Consider the following 18,180-nt stretch of genomic DNA (forward strand, 5'->3'; position numbering starts at 1 on the left):
GGTCGAACCCAAGCCGAAGTGGCCCGAACCTACGGCGTCTCAAAAGGTTGGGTGTCCAAACTCGTCGCCCGCTACCGCGCCGAGGGCGAGGCCGCGTTCGAGCCCCGCTCCAGACGACCACACAGCAACCCGAACCAAACTCCCACAACAACCATTGAGCTGATCACGACCCTGCGCAAAACCCTCGCAGCCGCAGGACTCGACGCCGGCCCAGACACCATTCGCTGGCACCTTCACCACCACCACAACGTCACCGTCTCCTCAGCAACAATCAGTCGCCACCTCACCCGTGCGGGCCTGGTGACCCCCGAGCCGAAGAAGAAACCCCGCTCCTCTTACATTCGTTTCGAAGCCGCGATGCCCAACGAAACGTGGCAATCCGACTTCACCCACTACCGCCTCGCAAACGGACACGACACCGAGATCCTGCCCTGGATTGATGACTGCACCCGCTATGCGATCCGCATCACCGCCCACACCCGCGTCACTACCTCGATCGTGCTGGCCGAGTTCCGACAAGCCACCACAACCCACGGAATCCCGGCCTCCACGCTCACCGATAACGGCATGGTCTTCACCACCCGCCTCTCCGGCCTCGGCCGCCAAGGCGGCCGCAATGCCTTCGAAACAGAACTCCGCCGCCTCCACATCACCCAGAAAAATAGGCAGACCCAACCACCCCACGACCCAGGGCAAAGTCGAACGCTTCCAACAAACACTAAAGAAATGGCTTCGCGCACGATCACCCCAGCCCACCACTATCGCCGAACTGCAAACCCTGCTCGACGAGTTCACCGACGAATACAACCACCGGCGACCCCACCGCTCGCTACCTCACCAAGCAACCCCGGCCACCCTTTACTCGAGCATGCCAAAAGCCCAACCATCCGGAAGCCGCGACAACGACACCCACAACCGAATACGACACGACCGGATCGACGACTCCGGCGTCGTCACCCTGCGCATCAACTCCAGAATGCACCACATCGGCATCGGACGAACCCACGCCCGAACCCACGTAATCCTGCTCATCCAGGACCACGAAGTCAGAATCGTCAACGCCACCACAGGGGAACTTCTCCGCGAGCTCACCATCAACCCCGAACGCGACTACCAACCCCAGAAACAAAGAAAACTCCCGAACCCCTGAGGGTTCGAGAGTTTCCTATGTCTTGCGAGATCACACTGTCGGGGTAGCGGGATTTGAACCCACGACCTCTTCGTCCCGAACGAAGCGCGCTACCAAGCTGCGCCACACCCCGATCGTCAATCACTTACGTGACCAACAGATTAAGAATAGCCGATATCTCCGGCGTGAGAGTCACTACGACCGCTTCTGGTCTGCAGGCAAAACGAACGGGGGCATAAATTGATGTTCCGAGGCCTGCGCTGACGTTCAAGAACGCCGCACGTCGCAGGTGATGCCAGATGCTGAGGCCACTCGCTTGCTCGGGGGGAATGTCGCAATTGGTGACCAGTGCAGGCATTCCCGGGATGCGAACCTGGCCACCGTGAGTGTGTCCCGCAAAGATTGCTTCGGCCCCGTTGGTGACGAGCGCGTCGAGAACACGGCGGTAAGGCGCGTGCGTGACACCGATCGCTACGGTTTCGGGACCATAAGGGTCGTCGGCCCAGCCAACATTTTCGCGCATCTCCTCGACGTTGGCCGGCAAACGATCTAGTCGTTCCCAGCCCCGATGAGCATCCGCGGTGCCGAAGAGCTCGAGGCGTGAGCCACGGAGTTCAAGGGCACGCGCGTGATTATTGAGCGAAAGCCATCCGAGTTGATCTTCGAAGTATGAGTTGAGGGCATCCGTGTCGAGGTGCTCGACAGGGCGATGATTCGATGTTGGCGCGGTGAAGTAGGTGAACGGATTCTTGAACGACGGACCATAGTAGTCGTTTGACCCGTGGACGAAGACTCCCGGTGTGCCAGCGAATGGTTCAAGGGCGCGTTTGATGCCGACGAGACCGTCTGTGTGGCCAAGGTTATCGCCGGTGTTGATGACGAGGTCGGGCTCATAAACAGCGAGCTCACGCACCCAATCCTGCTTGCGCGTTTGCCAGGGCGCCATATGGAGATCGGAGATGTGCAGCACCGTGATGTCGCGCGCGCCCGGGTCGAGGATCGGCAGTGTTTCGTGCCGAACCATGAACCGGTTGCGCTCAACCAGTGAGCCCCACGCGAATGCGGCGAGACCTGCCGCAGCTACCGCACCGAGTGCGGTAGCTGCGGGAGAGAGGCGTCGGCTCATGGGCAGGGGAGGACCTGTCCTACGACCAGCGTGACCGCAACACTCTTCGCAACGAGCGTGCCTGGTGCCGGGTTAGATGAAATGACCTTATTGATTCGTGGGTCGGCCGCAGGGACGACCATGCAGCCCTGACTCACATTGGCGAATCCGGCGCTGTTCAGTATTCCCTTCGCCGCTCCGTAGTTGTTAGATTCGCCGTCATCAACCGCATCAGGCAGGGGAACCAGATTGCCGTTGCTCGTATAGACCGTGACTGTCGCACCAGCAGCGGACTGGGTTCCCGCACCGGGGTTGGTGCGCACCACCTGGCCTACCGGCAGTTCAGAGTCTTCTGCGCCGCCATCAGCGAAGTTGAAACCGAGGCTCGTCAGTACTGACTTGGCCTGCTCGAGACTCTGCAGGCGCACGTCAGGAACTTCAGTGCCAGAGCCGGTGAGCAGCTTAGGGTCTGGCTCTCCGAATCCGGTACCGGGGTACTTCACATTGAGCGCACTGTTGGTCGCTTTCGCGATGTAGTGGCGCAATCGGTAACCCTGTACTCCGGCGTACGAGACACGACTCATGTCTTGGTCACCGATGCTGTTTCCCACCCAAGTGGCGGTGCCGTAACGCGTGGTGCCGGTGGCCATCCAGGTCTGCTCCGCACCGTCAGTGGTTCCCGTTTTGGCAAACATCGGGATGCCATCTTTGGGGTCGGCGTAGCGGGCGTTTCCGCGAGTGAGGACTTCTTCAAGGACGAATGCGGTTGTCGCGGCAACTTCAGGAGAAATTGCTTGGCGACAGTTCGGTTGTTGACCGGCGAGCTCGTTGTTGCGGGAGTCGATTGCCTTGTCAATAATGATGGGCTCGCACCATAGCCCGCCCGCGCCGATTGCAGCGTAGGCCGAAGCCATGCTGAGCGGCGTGACAGTGTTCGTTCCGATGATGGAAGAGGGGAAGCTCTCTAGCTCTTTGCCGTCGGCTCGCTCCACGCCCATGCTCGCCGCAACGTTGCGAATGTTGCACTGGTCAAGTTGGCTGGCCATGGAGAAGAACACACCGTTGATTGATTCTGCGGTGCCTTCGGCGACAGTGTAAATGCCGCGTTCTCCGGCGTTGTTCTTAAAGGGGACAGGACCAGAGTGTGGTCCGTTGCAGCTGTCAGCAAATTGAGACCCCTGCATCGTTCGGGCCGTGCCTTCGAGGCGGTCGTAAATTCCCTTGCCCTGATTGAGCCACTCAATGAGAGTGAACACTTTGTACGTCGATCCCGGCTGGAAGCCGCCGGAGCCGCCGTAGTTGTAGCTCGTGTTGTAGTTCACCGCCGACGTATCGACGCCGCCGCCCTCAGCGGTGTCGTTGAATACCTTGTTTTCTGCCATCACAAGCACGCGACCTGTACCCGCTTCGACAGTCGCGGTTGCGCTGCCGAGAGCATAGGAGGTCTCGCTGGGAGGGGCATACTCCCAGGTCGCGGCTTGAGCCGGAATTTGCGCATCAAGGTCGAGGGTTGTGTAGACCTTGTAGCCGCCCTGAGTCCAGTTGGTTTCGCGCTCTTCGGGGGTGTCGCCAAGGAACTCGAAGTCCTGAACGCTCCTGACGACGTAGTCGCAGAACCACTTGGCGTAGTCGTAGGCGGCAATACAGCCGTTGCTCGGCGCCGACGGCACGATCGTTGTCTCATCGACCGGAATCGCGATCGCCGCGTCGTACTGCTCCTGCGTGATCGATCCGACTTCGAGCATGGCGTAGAGGATGACGTCACGACGTTCCTGGTTCGCCTCAAAGTTTTCGGGATCGGCGAGATTTCGTGCCCCAGGTTCTTGCACGATCGCGATCAAGCTCGCTGACTGTTCGAGCGTGAGATCTGCGGCGTTGACGCTGTAGTACCGCTGGGCAGCAGCCTGGATTCCATAGGTGGCGTTGCCGAAGTTGGCGATATTGAGATATGCCGTCAGGATTTCCTTCTTCGTGTAACGCTTCTCGAGGCCAATAGCGAGCTTCATTTCTTTCAGCTTGCGATCGAAAGACTCACGGACCGCATCGGCGTAGGCGGCTTTTCTCTCATCTTCGTTCGTGAGCGACTCTGCTTTTGAAATGTAGGTGTTCTTGACGAGCTGCATCGTGAGCGTGGATGCTCCACCCTGAATGTCTGAGGCAACGAGGTTGTCCACGAGAGCGCGCACGGTCGACTGAAGGTCGACGCCGCCATGTTCGAAGAATCGACGGTCTTCACCGGCGACCGTGGCATCTACCGCGAACTGCGAGATCTGGTCGTAGCCGACCTCTTGACGGTTCTGGTCGTAGATTGTCGCGATCGGGTAGTAGCCGTCGACATTGCCCGCCCCGGTGAACTGCGCATAGAGCGTGTTGCGCTCGGGCTGCTGGTCGATTTCAAAGTATTCGGGGAGTCCATCGAAAATGCCGATGGTGCTGGAAGCAGTGATGCCGGTTACGGCGAGCGCCGGGGCAACCATGGCAGTAATGAGCACGCCAGAGAGAGCGCTAAAGCCGATGATCCCGACGAGCGCCGAGAGTGCACCGCGACGCGGAGTTTTTTGGGCAGACATATGATCAACAGTAAGGGATCATTGATAACGCCATGCTGAACGGGAGCCGCTAATATGCCCACTTGGGAGTACTTGACAACACCACTGATGGTGCACAATTCCACCGCGATCCTCAATAACTGGGGTTCAGAGGGCTGGGAACTTGTGCAGGTCGGTACCGGCCCTGAAGGGGGCCCGGTTGCTTATTTCAAACGTATCAAGGAAGAGAACAACTAATGTCACAGCTTGATGAGCGTCTTGCCGAGCTAAACCTCGCCGTCCCGGAGACGTCTAAGCCGCTCGCTTCCTATTTGCCCGCGATGGTTACAGGCAACCTTGTTTACACCTCGGGGCAGCTGCCTTTGGTCGACGGCAAACTTCCCGCCACGGGTAAGGTCGGCGCCGAAGTGGATGCCGATGCGGCCTACGAGTACGCCAAAACCTGTGTTCTCAATGGCCTCGCCGCGGCGAGAGGAGCCATCGGGTCGCTCGATCGCATCACCCGTGTTGTAAAGGTTGTTGGCTTTGTTGCGTCAGACCCAAGCTTCACCGGCCAGCCCGGCGTGATCAATGGTGCTTCTGAACTACTCGGTGAGATCTTCGGTGAGGCCGGCAAGCACGCGCGCAGTGCTGTCGGCGTTGCTGTATTGCCTCTCGATGCTCCGGTTGAGATCGAGTTCGTTTTCGAGTTCGCGTGATCGAAGTCTGGTTTCCCGGCCAGGCCGGGGAAAACGCGCCGCTGCGACCGCTCGACCTCGGTCAGTGGGATTCGAAGCACGAGGGCGTTCATCTCACCGCACGTCGACTCGTGCAAGACAGCCGTGAAGTTGGCGATGGCGACATTTTTATCGCCATTGGCACCACGGCATCCCCGGCTTTACCGTACATCGCTCCGGCGTTGAAGCAGGGTGCCATTGCGGTGCTTGTGGATGCGGCGACAGCTGAGGGCGTTGATTTGGGCGAACAAGTCTTCGCGATTGCGAATCTCCGCGACCTTATTGGCGCTATGGCAGACGCGTTTGTCGGGCATCCTTCTCGCTCGATGTCGATGGTCGGGATAACCGGAACAAATGGAAAGACCTCAACTGCGCATTTGTTGACGCAGGCGTGGCAGCGGTTGGGCATGTCGTCGGCAACGATTGGCACTCTGGGTGCCGGTATCACTGGCGAGCGTCGCATCAACATGGGAATGACGACTCCGCAGGTGACGGCCGTTCATCAGTTCTTGGATGATTTTCACCGCGCCGGCGTCGAGAACGTGGCCATGGAGGTTAGTTCTCACGCACTAGAGCAACGCCGCGTTGATGGCGTCGAGTTCGACATTGTGGCCTTCACAAACTTCACCCGCGATCACCTCGACTATCACGGGTCGATGGAAGAGTACGCAGCGCAGAAGGCCAAGATTTTCATATTGCCCGGAGTGAAAACCGCCATCCTGAACTTGGATGACGCTGCCGCCGAAAACCACTTTCACCACACGCTTCCCGCAGGCATGCGGGGCATTGGTATGAGTTCGAGTGGCCACGCCGAGGCGAACGTGCGCGCTGATAACGTGCAACTCACGACGGACGGACTCGAGTTCGACCTGGCCATTGATGGCGAAAGCCACCACGTCGCGAGCGGCCTTATCGGGCACTTCAACGTTGATAACCTGCTCACCTGCGCGACAGTGCTGTGGGCTCAGGGCATCGAGCCGCGAGCGATTGCCGAGGTGCTGGCTCCGCTTGAGCCGGTGCTGGGGCGCATGACCCGCATCCGCGAAAACGACCAACTTCCCCTGGTGGTGGTGGATGCTGGCCACACCCCTGATGCGGTACGTCATGCTGTGACGGCTCTGCGGGAGTCTGGCCACACCCGCGTGGTGACGGTTTTCGGCGCGACAGGTGACCGTGACCCAGGCAAGCGCCCAGAGATGGCGCGGATTGTCGAAGAGGGCTCCGACCTGATCGTGGTGACGGATGACGATGTGCACAACGAAGACGGCGATCAGATCGTGGCGCACATTCGTGCCGGGTTCCAGCATCCGGAGCGCGTTGTAGAGATTCGCGATCGGGCAAGCGCTATCGCCTATGCGATCGACGCCGCGAACCCGGATGACGTGGTGCTGTTGCAGGGCAAGGGACACGAGCCGTACCAAATTGTCGGCAACGAGCGTGTGCCGTTCAGTGATCTTGACACCGCTATTCGCTTGCTCAAGGAGCGCGCGAAGTAGCAGGAATACAAACAGGAATGCAAAGAAGGCCGGGCCGCGACTGCGACCCGGCCTTCTTTATTGCTCAGAAATCTAGTTGAGCTTGTCGGAGATAATCTGCATCACCGTGGTGTCGGCGAGGGTGGTGGTGTCACCGATTTCGCGGCCCTCGGCAACATCCTGAAGCAGGCGGCGCATGATCTTGCCCGACCGCGTTTTGGGCAGTTCGGAGACGATGAAGATGTCGCGCGGGCGAGCGATCGCCCCAATTTCCTTTGCGACGTGGATGCGAAGAAGTGCACTCGCCTCGGCAGCCGTTTGTGCGTGTTCCTGGTTCGACTTGAGAATCACGAACGCGACGACCGCTTGACCAGTCGCTTCATCCGCTGCTCCGACGACGGCGGCTTCGGCCACGATCGGGTTGGAGACGAGAGCGGATTCGATCTCTGTCGTCGACAGGCGGTGCCCGGAGACGTTCATCACGTCATCCACGCGGCCAAGCAACCAGATGTCGCCGTCTTCATCAACGTGGGCACCATCGCCAGCGAAGTACTGCTCGCCATCGAGCTGGGGGAACTTCGACCAATAGGTTTCCTTGAAGCGCTCGGGGTCGCCCCAGATGCCGCGCAGCATGGCCGGCCACGGTTCTGACACCACGAGGAGTCCACCGTTTGGTGGGTCTACGCGTGTGCCGTCTTCGCCCAAGATGTCGATCTTGATTCCGGGGATCGGTACCTGGGCCGACCCCGGCTTGAGAGTCGTGAGCCCCGGCAGGGCCGCCACCATGATGGCTCCGGTCTCGGTCTGCCACCAGGTGTCAACGATGGGGGTCGTGCCGGCACCGATCACGTCGCGGTACCAAATCCACGCTTCCGGGTTGATGGGCTCGCCCACCGAACCAAGCACGCGAATCGAGCTGAGGTCGTACTGCTCCGGAATCTGTCGCCCGGCCTTCATGAACGAACGGATGGCGGTGGGCGCCGTGTAGAAAATGCTCACCCCGTACTTCTGGATGATCTCCCACCAGCGGCCCTGGTTTGGGGTGTCGGGGGTTCCCTCATAGAGCACCTGAGTGGCGCCGTTCGCGAGTGGACCGTACGTCACGTAGGTGTGACCGGTGATCCAGCCAACGTCGGCCGTGCACCAGTACACATCGGTTTCTGGCTTGAGGTCGAAGACGTTCTTGTGGGTGAAGGCAGCCTGCGTGAGGTAGCCACCACTCGTGTGCAGGATGCCCTTCGGTTTGCCAGTCGTGCCCGAGGTGTAGAGCACAAAGAGCGGGTTCTCGGCGGGAAAACCCTGCGCCTCGTGCTCGGGCTCCGCTGCCGCAATCTGCTCGTGCCACCACAGGTCGCGACCCTCGGTCCACTCAACATCGTTATCGCCGCGCTTGACGACCAACACGTTCGTGACGCTGGATTCTCCGTTGGAGAGCGCGCCATCCACTGCTGCCTTGAGCGGGAAGACTTTACCCTTGCGCCAGCCGCCATCGGCGGTGACGACCAACTTGGCGCTGGCATCGTCGATGCGGCTACGAAGGCTTTCGGCGCTAAAGCCGCCGAAAACGACGGAGTGTGCTGCGCCGAGGCGAACCGTGGCGAGCATCGCGATCACGGCTTCGGGAACGAGCGGCATGTAGATCGCGACAACATCGCCTTGGCCGACCCCGAGAGTGGCCATTGCATTCGCGGCGCGCTTTACCTCTGCCGTGAGTTCGGCATAGGTGATGCTGCGGCTATCGCCGGGCTCACCCTCCCAGTGGATAGCGACGCGGTCGCCGTCGCCAGCGAGCACGTGGCGGTCGAGGCAGTTGTAGGCAACGTTGAGTTCACCATCGGCAAACCACTTGGCGAAGGGCGGAGTAGACCAATCAAGGGTTTCTGTGAATGGCTTGTGCCAGTGCACATACTCGCGAGCTTTGTCCGCCCAAAACTCAACACGGTCTTCCTTCGCCGAGGCATAGAGATCAGCGCTAGCCTCCGAGGCAGAAGAAAAGGCCTCTGACGGGGCAAAACGGCGCGATTCGTGCAGAAGACTGTCAATGGAATTACTGGGCATTTGATCCTCTTCGATCCGGTGATTGCATTTCTTGACCACGTGCTTTCTGAAAGTATTCCACCGATTCTAGAACCTCCGTTGCGAGCCCATACCGTTGCGTTACACTGAAAGTCGCTGGGCGCAAGTCCAGCAAGTGGCCAATACGATTCCCCCCAATCGTCGGCCACTGTGGCGGCGCCCTTTCCCCCCACTGGGCGCCGCCCCTCTCTCGTTAACGGCCCGATCGAAGGGCGCACTGCTGTGAGGCACGATCCCCAGCAGAGCTTCCCCCTGAGTTCTCGATGCTCATCTCCGCATTGCGTTGTTTCACGTGCCATTGCTTTGTGCACAATTTATTTGTGTGCAAAGCTTATGGAATGGATGACGAACAGAGCGCGAAAGAACTAGTTCCCTCCGCCCTCGACAGCATGCTGTGCTTCGGCCTCTATGCTGCCGCTCGAGCAACCAATCGCCGTTACACAGTGCTGCTGGCACCGTGGAAACTCACCTACCCGCAGTATCTGGTCCTGATCTTGCTGTGGGAACGGGGATCATCGACAGTGAGCGGCCTGGGAGAAAGTCTCATGCTCGACCTCGGCACCACTTCGCCCCTGATCCGGCGGTTGGAAGACCACGGCTTCGTATTGCGCGAGCGGTCTGCCTCTGACGAACGCCGCGTGATGGTGTCGCTCACCGACGCTGGCCTTGCGCTCCGTGCGGAACTAGCCCACATTCCCGGCTGCATCGCCGAGGCCACCGGCATTACCCTCCCCGAATTCACATCAACGCTGTCGACGCTTCATCAGGTCACCACCAACCTCTCCACAGCACCTGCTGCGGGAACTCATGTCATTGAAAGGCAGAACTAATGGAAACTCTCTACACCGCACAGGCTCTCGCGACTGGTGCTGGCCGCAACGGCCACGTTGCTACGACATCCGGTTCCGTTGACCTCGACCTAGCCGTGCCTCAGTCGATGGGCGGATCAGGTAACGGAGGAAACCCTGAAGAACTGTTCGCGGCCGGGTACGCTGCGTGCTTCCACTCCGCCCTGCAGTTGGTTGCTCGCAACCAGAAGGTCGCCATCGACCATTCCTCCGTGGGGAGCGCCGTGCACCTTCTGCCAATCGACGGCGGTGGATTCAAACTCGCCGTTGACCTCGAGGTGGTTATCCCCGAACTCGAGCACGAGAAAGCGCAAGCCCTTGCGGATGCCGCCCACCAGATCTGCCCGTACTCCAACGCTACTCGTGGCAACATCGACGTCACCATCACTGTCGCTCAGGACTAATCGCAAGCGGGAACATCGTGACGCGTTCGCGTGGTTAAACAGAAACGAGGGGGCGACGCCCCCTCGTTTCTGTTATCTAGGCAGCTCTGGTCACTAGACGATGGCGGCCCTCAACGCTGCTGCTGCTGCCGCTGGGTCGGCTGCGCTGTAGATCGAGCTCCCGGCAACGGCGACGGTTGCGCCCGCGCGCTGAACCGCTCCGATCGTGCTGGCATTGATGCCCCCGGCAACCGAGAAGGGAACCTTCGCCGTCTCGCCATCATTGAGAAGAGTTTGGAAAGTGAATCCGGGCTCTGCCTGCTCATCGAGTCCGGCGTGCATTTCAACGAAAGTCGCGCCGAAAGCGGTGACTTCTTTCGCCCGGGTGACCTTGTCGGCAACGCCGATGAGGTCAACAACGATTCCCTTATTGTGTGCTTTCGCTGCTTTTATGGCGCCGATGATCGTGCTATCTCCGGCCGCGCCGAGAATGCTGACCAAATCGGCGCCCGCGGAAAACGCGATATCGGCTTCAAGCTCGCCGGCATCCATCGTCTTCAGGTCGGCGAAGACGAGCTTGTCGGGGTGGGCATCCTTAATCGCCCGCACGGCGCTGAGGCCTTCGTGCTTAACGAGAGGGGTGCCCAGCTCGATGATGTCGACATACTCGGCGACCTGGCCGGCCAGCGTGAGCGCGGCTTCTGTGGTCAGTACGTCCATTGCTACTTGAAGCTTCATTATGTTCTCTTTCGTTTCTTGGGGAGTGGGGAGTGGGGAATGGGGGAAGTGGGGAGTTCGGAATCTCGGTAATTCGGAAGTCGGGGTAAAGGCGATTACTCGAGGTTGGCGTGCCGCGGCCACAGCTCTTCAGCGGTGGCGCCGGACTCTTTCCACAGGACGTGGAATAGTGCATCGCCGAGCAACAACAGCGACTGCTCGAACAGACCACCGGAGTATTGCGCCGATCGGGTTGCCCCATGATCCTGTTTCTGTGCTGCGGGGATGACGATGGCAACCGCGGCGAGCGCGGCAAGAGGGGAATCGGCTGCCGTGGTGATCGCGATCACGCTGGCACCGGCATCCGCTGCGGTTGTTGCTGATCGAATGATGCCGGCAGTTGTTCCGGAGCCGCTGGCGGCCACGAGCACATCTCCGGCGGCGATCGCGGGAGTCGTTACCTCTCCAACCACGTGCACGGTGAGCCCCAGATGCATAAGGCGCATCGCGAGCATCCGTAGGGCTAATCCGGAGCGGCCAGAGCCGAGCACAAAGACTCGGGATGCGGCGCTGAGGAGGTCAATTGCTGCTCGCACCGTTTCGGCGTTGTCGCGAGCGATTGTGCTGCTAATTCTGGTGTTCTCCGCAAGAACGAGTTCGATTGCGGAGGAAACCGGGGTGGTGTCGTTGCTGGCCATTACTTCACTGTGCCACCCGTTTGGGCGGCAGACAGCCCACCTTTTGGCCGGTTTTCCCTATCCGAACGGGTAGGTCATGACTAGACTGAGCGGGTGACTGATCTCAAGAATGCCAGTGCTGTCGACCTCGTTGATGCCGTGCATTCGGTGATATCGCGTTCTTTGCTGCAGATAGCGAGCGCATTTTCTGCTGTTCTCGACCCCATCGTGACGCACAGTTCCCTGCTGATTTTCACGGAAGACTGCACGGGGCGCCCGCAGAAGAAGGCGGGTGATCCGTCGATCACCGACCACGTCAGCATCGCTGAACTCGACGTCGTGCGCGGTGCGGTCTCTGGCCTCGGGCATCCGGTGTGGGGGATTAGTGTTGTCGTTGCCCGCCACGAACGACCCGCAGCGGTCTGGATTGCGCCGACCGGAGCGTTGTTAGTTCTTACGGATCCGGTCCTGGCCTCCGGTTCGAAGTCACACGAACAGGCGTTGGCGACAATCGCCTCGCTGTGGCGATTGGTGGCGGTGAGCATCCAACAGCAGGTCGCCGTGGCTAGCCCTGACTATCTTCGGGATTCACGGATGGCGTCTCAGGATCGCGCCCAAATTATTGCTGACCTTACCGATGCTCACTCGACGACACTGGAACAGATACTTGCAACCCTGCGTTCTCGAGACGCATCGGACGAGACTGCGCGCCAAGAGGCTACCGAGTTGGCGGCCACGGCGATGGTCAATCTGCGGGCGGTGTCTGATCGGGATCGCAGTCTGGCTGAGGAGCCGGTAGCTCGCGCTTTCGAACGGCTCAAAGCAGACTTGCGGCCGCTGGCGCGCTTTGGCGGCCTCGACGTGCAATTTGTGGAACCACCGGCCAATGGCCGTGCGCTGCCCGGCGAAGTTGCGCATGCTGGCAGGGCGATCGTTCGAGGTGCTGTGCTTGCGCTCGTGGACCAGCCGGGAGTCGCTCGATTGCGAGTGGCGTGGGATTGCGATGGCGAGAATCTGTTAATCGGGATCCGGGATGACGGCCCTGGCGAGTTGGCACTCGAAGACCCTGCGGTGCGCCAGCTCATCGAGCGAGCGGCGGCCCTTCGAGGAAAATTGAGTGTGAACGGCACCACGGGGTGGGGTTCCGAGATTTCGGTTGTCTTGCCTCTGAGCGCTGAAGGACTTGACCGATCGCCCAGCGCCCAGTGGCAGGTCACGCAACGCGAGACTGACGTATTGGAGCTTCTCGCCTCCGGTGCTCGAAACAAAGCCATAGCGCTGTCACTGTCGATCAGCGAGAACACGGTGAAGTTTCATGTGGCGAACCTGCTGCGCAAGGCGGGGGTTTCGAACCGGGCGGAGCTTATTTCGGCGTATCGCTGACGCCAGAAATGCGAGCTCGTCTCCTCAACAGTCAGAGAATTCCGCGGTTCGGCGCGAGTTCAGCGACGACTGCCACCGAGTGGGCTGACCTTCTTTAGCGTTGCCGTGTGACTGCGACTCCCTCTGCCCCTGACATCGTCCCCTTCGTCGCTCGTCGACGTTTTACCGCTGAGCCCAGCTCCACTGTGAGCGCGCCGGTAGGTCTTGGCGGGACCGCCAACGTTGGTGTTGGTGTTGGTGTTGGTGTTGGTGCGGGTGCGGGTGCGGGTGCGGGTAGCACGGATGCGGCGGCGCGATCGTTGCATGACTTCGGCCCGCTAGCGCCCTACGTGGGGCGACCAAACGTCACCGATGTATTCGTCAACGGCGCCAAACACGTGTGGATCGATCGCGGGGCTGGCCTCGAGTCCGTTGGAGATGTCGGCATGACAGAAGCAGATCTTCGGGCGCTCGCCGTGCGTCTCATCAACTTGGGAGGCCGCCATATTGACGAAGCCGCTCCGTGCGTGGATGTTCGCCTGACCGGCGGTGTTCGCGTTCACGCTGTGCTGCCCCCGATCTCGGCCACCGGAACACTGCTCTCGATTCGGGTGCCCAGTCGAGAGCCATTTGGGCTGGCCGAGCTAGATTTCGCGGGGTTCTTCAGCGACGTGCCTCTTGAGCGAGTGAAAGCCCTCATCGACGGGCGGGAGAACCTGCTCATCTCGGGAGCGTCGGGAGCGGGCAAGACCACGTTTCTGGCGGCATTGCTGGGGGCCGCATCCGAGTCGGAACGCATTGTGGCAATTGAGGATGTCGCCGAACTGCAGGTGAAGCACCCACACTTTGTCTCGCTTGAGGCGCGGCAGGCGAACCTCGAGGGGGCTGGTAGCTATGGCTTGCCGACGCTCGTGCGGGAGGCGTTGCGGATGCGGCCCGACCGGCTTGTTGTCGGGGAATGTCGCGGTGCTGAGATCCGCGAACTTTTGAGCGCACTGAATACCGGCCACGATGGGGGAGCCGGCACACTTCACGCAAACTCGTTGAAGGATGTACCGAGCCGGCTGGAAGCACTCGGCGCGCTCGCGGCCTTGGATGCGACGGCCATTGCCCGTCAAGCGGTCAGCGCAATTGGCGCAGTGCTGCATATTGACCGGGTGAACGGCCGTCGCCGGCTTACCCATCTGGGGCGGCTAGTTCTTGACGATCGCGACCGGCTCGCGATTGCTGATCTCGAATGAAACGCGCCCCATCGCAGCTGGCCGAAGTCGCCAACGTAACGCAGCGCCTAGCGGTTTTGCTTAACGCTGGGCTCGCGCCGTCATCGGCCTGGCGGCACGTGGCGCGCGGTCGGCCCGCCGAGAGCGTTGTGGTGGCGGTAGCGGCGACGGGGGACGATCACGGGGGAGCACCAGAACGAATCGTTCGGGCATCCGAAAGTCTGTCATCGCTGGATCGTCAGGCGTGGAACTCGCTAGCCGCAGCCTGGTCGGTGGCAGGTCACGTGGGGGCTCCGCTCGCGGGCGCTCTGAGAACACATGCCCGAGCGTTGCGGATGCTCGTGCACGTGCAGCGCGAAGTTGCCACCGCCCTTGCCGCCCCGGTGGCCACCGCGCGCATGGTTTTGGCGCTGCCTGCGGTCGGACTAGTCTTCGGCGCACTGCTGGGGTTTGACACCCTGGGAGTGCTCGTCTTGACTCCGATCGGATGGGGCTGCCTCGTCATTGGAGGTGGGCTGATTGTTAGTGCGGTGCGCTGGAACGCGCGGCTCGTGCGCTCAGCAACGCCCACCCGCGCGGCGCCCGGTCTGGAGTGCGAGCTGATGGCCATCGCCGTTTCGGGTGGCGGGTCAATCGTGAAGGCGCAGACAGTTGTCTCGTCAGCGCTGGAAAGATTCGGGCTGCCCAGCGACGGCGACCATCTCGACGAAGTGCTTCAGCTCTCGCACGAGGCGGGGGTTCCCGCCGCGGAACTACTTCGGGCCGAAGCTGACGAACTGCGCCGGGCTGCGGATGCGGATGCTCGCGCCGGTGCTGCAGCACTCTCGGTGAAGCTCATGCTCCCGCTCGGGCTCTGCGTGCTGCCCGCCTTCATGGTGCTTGGGGTGCTGCCGCTCATGGTCGCGGTCATCTCATCCACCGTCGCCGGTTTCTAGCGGTACGCCAAGCGCCGGCGCGTAGTCAGGATCAGCCTGGGTGCGGTTCCTCGGACTGGGCGGCTTCCCAGTCAGCTCGGCTGCGGTGCTGTCGCCGCACGAGGTCGCGTACTCCGACCACGGTCAACGTCAGACTGAGCATGGCTGCGATCGCGGCAGTGGCGAACTCCCACCACGCCGCGGCGTTGGCGAAGACCAGAACAGTGAGGCCTGCTGCCGCGATTCCCAAGAAGAGTTTCGTCCAGGCAGCTCCGCTTGATTCTTCCTCATCATTAATCGGCATGCCGACGAGTATACGCAGCAGTTCCGAGCACGGCGCAGCAACCGCCGAGTACGCCATCACCACTCTGGCTATCGTGGTGCCGAAAGAACGTACTTCGATCCCGGTATGAGCGCTATCACCCTTCCCTGCTGCGGGCCTCGACCCCTGACCAAGACGTCGACGTCCAACTTGGCGCCATATTCGTCGAGCTGAGCTACGAGCTCCGTGCCACGAGTTGAATCGCGAGCTCGGGGGTAGCGAGGTGGTTGCGGTCCGCCGGATGCCGAAGGTAGTAGTTGATGATCGCTGCGACGGCATCTGGGTCGGAACCGATCAGCCGCCGCGGGAGGACATGGACCTCACCACTTTTGAGGTGGAGACCGAGTTTTGCGCCGGTCCTCGTGCTCATCGCAGAGGCCGTGTCGAGAACATCCCAGTTGAGCGCGATTCGCCCCGCCCCGCGAACACCGCGCACCCCCTCCGATGTGAGTTCGAGCCCACGGGGAACACGCAGTGCCCACAGCTGTTGTGCGAAGAGTACGAAACCGAGTATCCCGAGGACGTTAGCGGTTCGCCGACCTAACCCGATTTCTGCAGCAGGTTCACCGCGGAGCAGAGCAAACAGGGCGACGATCGCAGGAATCATGATGAGCACGGCAGCAAGAGGATATAGCAGATCAAGGCTCGGGGCGTAGGTGAAGCGAAGCGTCGGTGAGTGGTTCTCGAATCGAACGACTCCGACGGTGACCGAAAGCTCCCACAACAGTAGAGCCACACCCAAGCATCCGAGAGCCAACCCGAGGCCTACAATTTGCAGCCGATAGTTCAGGTCGTTTGGCTGGAAGGAGAGCAGAATTCCCACGATCATGGCCGCAATCAGCAACACAGGTGCGAGATAGAGCTGGGCCGGGCTCTTCCCTGAGCGCAGCGGAGTTTCTCCGATACCAGGGAAATTGCGTCTGAGAACTTGACGAATGACGATCATAGTTTCTCCGATCAAGCCTTGGCATCAGCGGGTGAACACGTGCTGTCAACGTCGAACACTACATGTGACTGAGCCGTATCAACGTTGCCCGCCGGAAACCAAGTCAGCCCATAGCGCTCAACCACCTCGAAAACTCTTGGCAGTCGCCTCGAGATCCACTCGCGCCTCGTATTCACCCGTTGTGAACCACGAGCCGTAGAAGCGGTAATCGCTCTCTTGCTGAGTCGAATTATCGCTGCTCACGCTAGTGGATCCACATGGTACAAGCAGGTTTCCCCCGAACGCAGGGGTCCAGCCGCCCTTCCAAATCCGCTGCTGTAGGCGCTCAACTGAAGCTGTGACGGCCGCGTTGTTCGGTTCGGTTCTGGTTGGTTTCCCTGTCAACGCACCACTGCCAGTTCTTGACGTTGACAAGCCGGATACTCACACGTTCCTGACCGCACAGGTGGCGCCGATTCTCGATGCCCTGTTTGCGCTCATCGGCACCGTGTCCACGGTAACGATCAAACCCCTGTGGATTTCACACTCGCTGGGGAACTCCGTGAACACCTTGTGTCGCGCTCATCTCGTCCACCGCCGCTGGATCGTGAGCCTGTTCCACACAATCGACTCTCACGCGCCACCACCTGCTCCCCTTGGGCAGTCTGGAATCACTCGGCCGCAGACTGCGCGACAGCGCACGAAGGAGTACCTCATGAACGATCCGTACCTTGTTCCCTTGCCAACCCTCGAGCCTGGGCGAGCCCGCCGCTACTCGTTCGGCGGAGACTCGGGGATGTCGATACGCGCACGCCAGCTCCGTGCCCGTGTGCACGCCCGCCTCCGATCTGAGCGCGGCGCAGCAACCGCCGAGTACGCCATCACCACTCTGGCCGCAGTCGGTTTCGCCGGACTGCTCGTCGTAATTCTCCGTTCCGGAGAGGTGCGCGGCATGCTCACTGACCTCGTGCGAAGTGCGCTCTCGGTCTCGGCGTAATCGAGCGCGAGCAGCGATGAGCGAGCGCGGCAGCGTTACCGCAGAATTTGCGCTGGCGCTGCCCGCGGTTGCCCTCGTGCTCGTCTGCTGTCTCAGCGGTGTGCAACTCGCCGGGCTTCAAGTGCGGCTCCAAGATGCTGCAGCGGCGTCAGCACGCAGCCTCGCCCGTGACGAAAGCGTAGGAAGTGTCGCTGCCACCGCATCCGCCCTTGTCGCCTCGGCGCGGCTCACATCTCAGCAGCGCGACGATCTCGTGTGTGCGACGGTGAGCGCCCCCGCTCGCAACGCACTGCTCGGGCTGCTGCCAATCACACTCAGCGCCAGCAGCTGCGCGCTCGCCGGAGGAAAATGATGAGGAAAACCAGCGGGGTTCGAGGCGAAAGTGGCGCCGGAACCATCCTGATGGTCGGGCTTGTGGCGACAATTTTGGTGCTCACCGCGCTCGTGATTCCTCTCTATTGGGCGCTCAGCGTTCGGCACGCGCTCGCGGGAGCAGCAGACGCGGCAGCGCTTGCCGCAGCAGATACCGCAAGTGGCCTCGTCCCCGGCTACCCGTGCGACAACGCTGAGCGCCTAGCGGCCGCAAATGACGCCCATATAGAGGAGTGCGCGGTTGATGGGCGTATCGTGACAGTTACCGCTAGTCGCCGCATCCTCGGCATACTGGTCACAGCGAGCGCGACAGCAGGGCCACCCCCAACCAGGGCGGATTAGGCAACTGAGCGGTCGGTGTGTGTAGTGTGTCGCTGACAGTGGCGCTGCCAC

The 18,180-nt window shown here is 61.0% G+C and carries 18 protein-coding genes, 1 tRNA gene and 1 pseudogene; 12 read left to right on the forward strand and 8 right to left on the reverse strand.

Annotated elements, in window-relative coordinates:
• Positions 1 to 1,150 (forward strand): annotated as a pseudogene (locus tag ON14_RS16535) (IS481 family transposase); the annotation flags it as partial.
• A 38-nt stretch (positions 1,151 to 1,188) separates the two neighbouring features.
• On the opposite strand, the gene ON14_RS12645 reads toward ON14_RS16535, so the two are convergent.
• The 3 genes from ON14_RS12645 to ON14_RS12655 form a co-directional block, all read right to left on the reverse strand.
• Positions 1,189 to 1,262: transfer RNA gene (locus ON14_RS12645), tRNA-Pro, on the reverse strand.
• A 12-nt stretch (positions 1,263 to 1,274) separates the two neighbouring features.
• On the reverse strand, positions 1,275 to 2,255 hold the full coding sequence (locus ON14_RS12650) for a metallophosphoesterase (RefSeq protein ID WP_010205636.1): 981 nt from the start codon (positions 2,253 to 2,255) through the stop codon (positions 1,275 to 1,277).
• The gene (locus ON14_RS12655) at positions 2,252 to 4,804 is read right to left on the reverse strand and encodes a transglycosylase domain-containing protein (protein WP_010205640.1); all 2,553 of its coding nucleotides are present in this window, start codon (positions 4,802 to 4,804) and stop codon (positions 2,252 to 2,254) included. Before ON14_RS12655 ends, ON14_RS12650 begins: the two co-directional genes overlap by 4 nt.
• 54 nt (positions 4,805 to 4,858) lie before the next feature.
• Here ON14_RS12655 and ON14_RS15950 point away from each other — a divergent pair, with 54 nt between their 5' ends.
• The 3 genes from ON14_RS15950 to ON14_RS12665 are packed head-to-tail and all read left to right on the forward strand — an operon-like array spanning position 4,859 to position 6,995.
• On the forward strand, positions 4,859 to 5,020 hold the full coding sequence (locus ON14_RS15950; RefSeq protein WP_010205641.1) for a hypothetical protein: 162 nt from the start codon (positions 4,859 to 4,861) through the stop codon (positions 5,018 to 5,020).
• On the forward strand, positions 5,020 to 5,481 hold the full coding sequence (locus ON14_RS12660; protein ID WP_010205643.1) for a RidA family protein: 462 nt from the start codon (positions 5,020 to 5,022) through the stop codon (positions 5,479 to 5,481). Before ON14_RS15950 ends, ON14_RS12660 begins: the two co-directional genes overlap by 1 nt.
• A complete protein-coding gene (locus ON14_RS12665) occupies positions 5,478 to 6,995 on the forward strand; it encodes a UDP-N-acetylmuramoyl-L-alanyl-D-glutamate--2,6-diaminopimelate ligase (RefSeq protein ID WP_010205645.1) in 1,518 nt (505 codons plus the stop codon). The genes ON14_RS12660 and ON14_RS12665 overlap by 4 nt, the downstream gene beginning before the upstream one ends.
• Before the next feature lie 72 nt (positions 6,996 to 7,067).
• Here ON14_RS12665 and acs read toward each other — a convergent pair whose 3' ends face one another.
• Complete coding sequence (gene acs, locus ON14_RS12670) at positions 7,068 to 9,032, reverse strand: acetate--CoA ligase (RefSeq protein ID WP_010205647.1); 1,965 nt, start codon at positions 9,030 to 9,032, stop codon at positions 7,068 to 7,070.
• Between the two features lie 356 nt (positions 9,033 to 9,388).
• Between acs and ON14_RS12675 the strand changes: the two genes are divergently transcribed.
• Both ON14_RS12675 and ON14_RS12680 read left to right on the forward strand, forming a co-directional pair.
• Positions 9,389 to 9,880, forward strand: a complete 492-nt coding sequence (locus tag ON14_RS12675) for a MarR family winged helix-turn-helix transcriptional regulator (RefSeq protein WP_010205649.1) — start codon at positions 9,389 to 9,391, stop codon at positions 9,878 to 9,880.
• On the forward strand, positions 9,880 to 10,302 hold the full coding sequence (locus ON14_RS12680) for an organic hydroperoxide resistance protein (protein ID WP_010205650.1): 423 nt from the start codon (positions 9,880 to 9,882) through the stop codon (positions 10,300 to 10,302). Before ON14_RS12675 ends, ON14_RS12680 begins: the two co-directional genes overlap by 1 nt.
• 93 nt (positions 10,303 to 10,395) lie before the next feature.
• Here ON14_RS12680 and hxlA read toward each other — a convergent pair whose 3' ends face one another.
• Entirely contained in the window at positions 10,396 to 11,019 is a 624-nt protein-coding gene (hxlA, locus tag ON14_RS12685) for a 3-hexulose-6-phosphate synthase (protein ID WP_010205651.1), read from the reverse strand.
• A 95-nt stretch (positions 11,020 to 11,114) separates the two neighbouring features.
• On the reverse strand, positions 11,115 to 11,696 hold the full coding sequence (hxlB, locus tag ON14_RS12690) for a 6-phospho-3-hexuloisomerase (RefSeq protein ID WP_010205652.1): 582 nt from the start codon (positions 11,694 to 11,696) through the stop codon (positions 11,115 to 11,117).
• Between the two features lie 93 nt (positions 11,697 to 11,789).
• Here hxlB and ON14_RS12695 point away from each other — a divergent pair, with 93 nt between their 5' ends.
• The 3 genes from ON14_RS12695 (at position 11,790) to ON14_RS12705 (ending at position 15,192) form a co-directional block, all read left to right on the forward strand.
• Positions 11,790 to 13,058 (forward strand): LuxR C-terminal-related transcriptional regulator, encoded by a 1,269-nt coding sequence (locus ON14_RS12695; protein WP_010205654.1) that lies wholly within the window; start codon positions 11,790 to 11,792, stop codon positions 13,056 to 13,058.
• A 107-nt stretch (positions 13,059 to 13,165) separates the two neighbouring features.
• The gene (locus tag ON14_RS12700) at positions 13,166 to 14,278 is read left to right on the forward strand and encodes a TadA family conjugal transfer-associated ATPase (protein ID WP_010205655.1); all 1,113 of its coding nucleotides are present in this window, start codon (positions 13,166 to 13,168) and stop codon (positions 14,276 to 14,278) included.
• A complete protein-coding gene (locus ON14_RS12705; RefSeq protein WP_010205657.1) occupies positions 14,275 to 15,192 on the forward strand; it encodes a type II secretion system F family protein in 918 nt (305 codons plus the stop codon). Before ON14_RS12700 ends, ON14_RS12705 begins: the two co-directional genes overlap by 4 nt.
• Before the next feature lie 31 nt (positions 15,193 to 15,223).
• Here the strand turns inward: ON14_RS12705 and ON14_RS12710 are convergent, their stop codons facing one another.
• Both ON14_RS12710 and ON14_RS12715 read right to left on the reverse strand, forming a co-directional pair.
• Positions 15,224 to 15,475: a hypothetical protein gene (locus ON14_RS12710; protein ID WP_141630069.1), complete on the reverse strand. Its 252-nt coding sequence runs from the start codon at positions 15,473 to 15,475 to the stop codon at positions 15,224 to 15,226.
• 193 nt (positions 15,476 to 15,668) lie between these two features.
• The gene (locus ON14_RS12715) at positions 15,669 to 16,439 is read right to left on the reverse strand and encodes a murein endopeptidase (protein WP_010205661.1); all 771 of its coding nucleotides are present in this window, start codon (positions 16,437 to 16,439) and stop codon (positions 15,669 to 15,671) included.
• A gap of 775 nt (positions 16,440 to 17,214) precedes the next feature.
• Between ON14_RS12715 and ON14_RS16540 the strand changes: the two genes are divergently transcribed.
• The 3 genes from ON14_RS16540 to ON14_RS12730 are packed head-to-tail and all read left to right on the forward strand — an operon-like array spanning position 17,215 to position 18,129.
• Complete coding sequence (locus ON14_RS16540) at positions 17,215 to 17,415, forward strand: DUF4244 domain-containing protein (protein ID WP_050993077.1); 201 nt, start codon at positions 17,215 to 17,217, stop codon at positions 17,413 to 17,415.
• Between the two features lie 16 nt (positions 17,416 to 17,431).
• Positions 17,432 to 17,767: a TadE family type IV pilus minor pilin gene (locus tag ON14_RS12725; RefSeq protein WP_010205663.1), complete on the forward strand. Its 336-nt coding sequence runs from the start codon at positions 17,432 to 17,434 to the stop codon at positions 17,765 to 17,767.
• Complete coding sequence (locus tag ON14_RS12730) at positions 17,764 to 18,129, forward strand: Rv3654c family TadE-like protein (protein WP_010205664.1); 366 nt, start codon at positions 17,764 to 17,766, stop codon at positions 18,127 to 18,129. The genes ON14_RS12725 and ON14_RS12730 overlap by 4 nt, the downstream gene beginning before the upstream one ends.
• Positions 18,130 to 18,180: the final 51 nt, after the last annotated feature.

Origin of the sequence: Salinibacterium sp. PAMC 21357 (genome assembly GCF_000247645.1) — a bacterium.
In the GTDB taxonomy this organism is placed as follows: domain Bacteria; phylum Actinomycetota; class Actinomycetes; order Actinomycetales; family Microbacteriaceae; genus Rhodoglobus.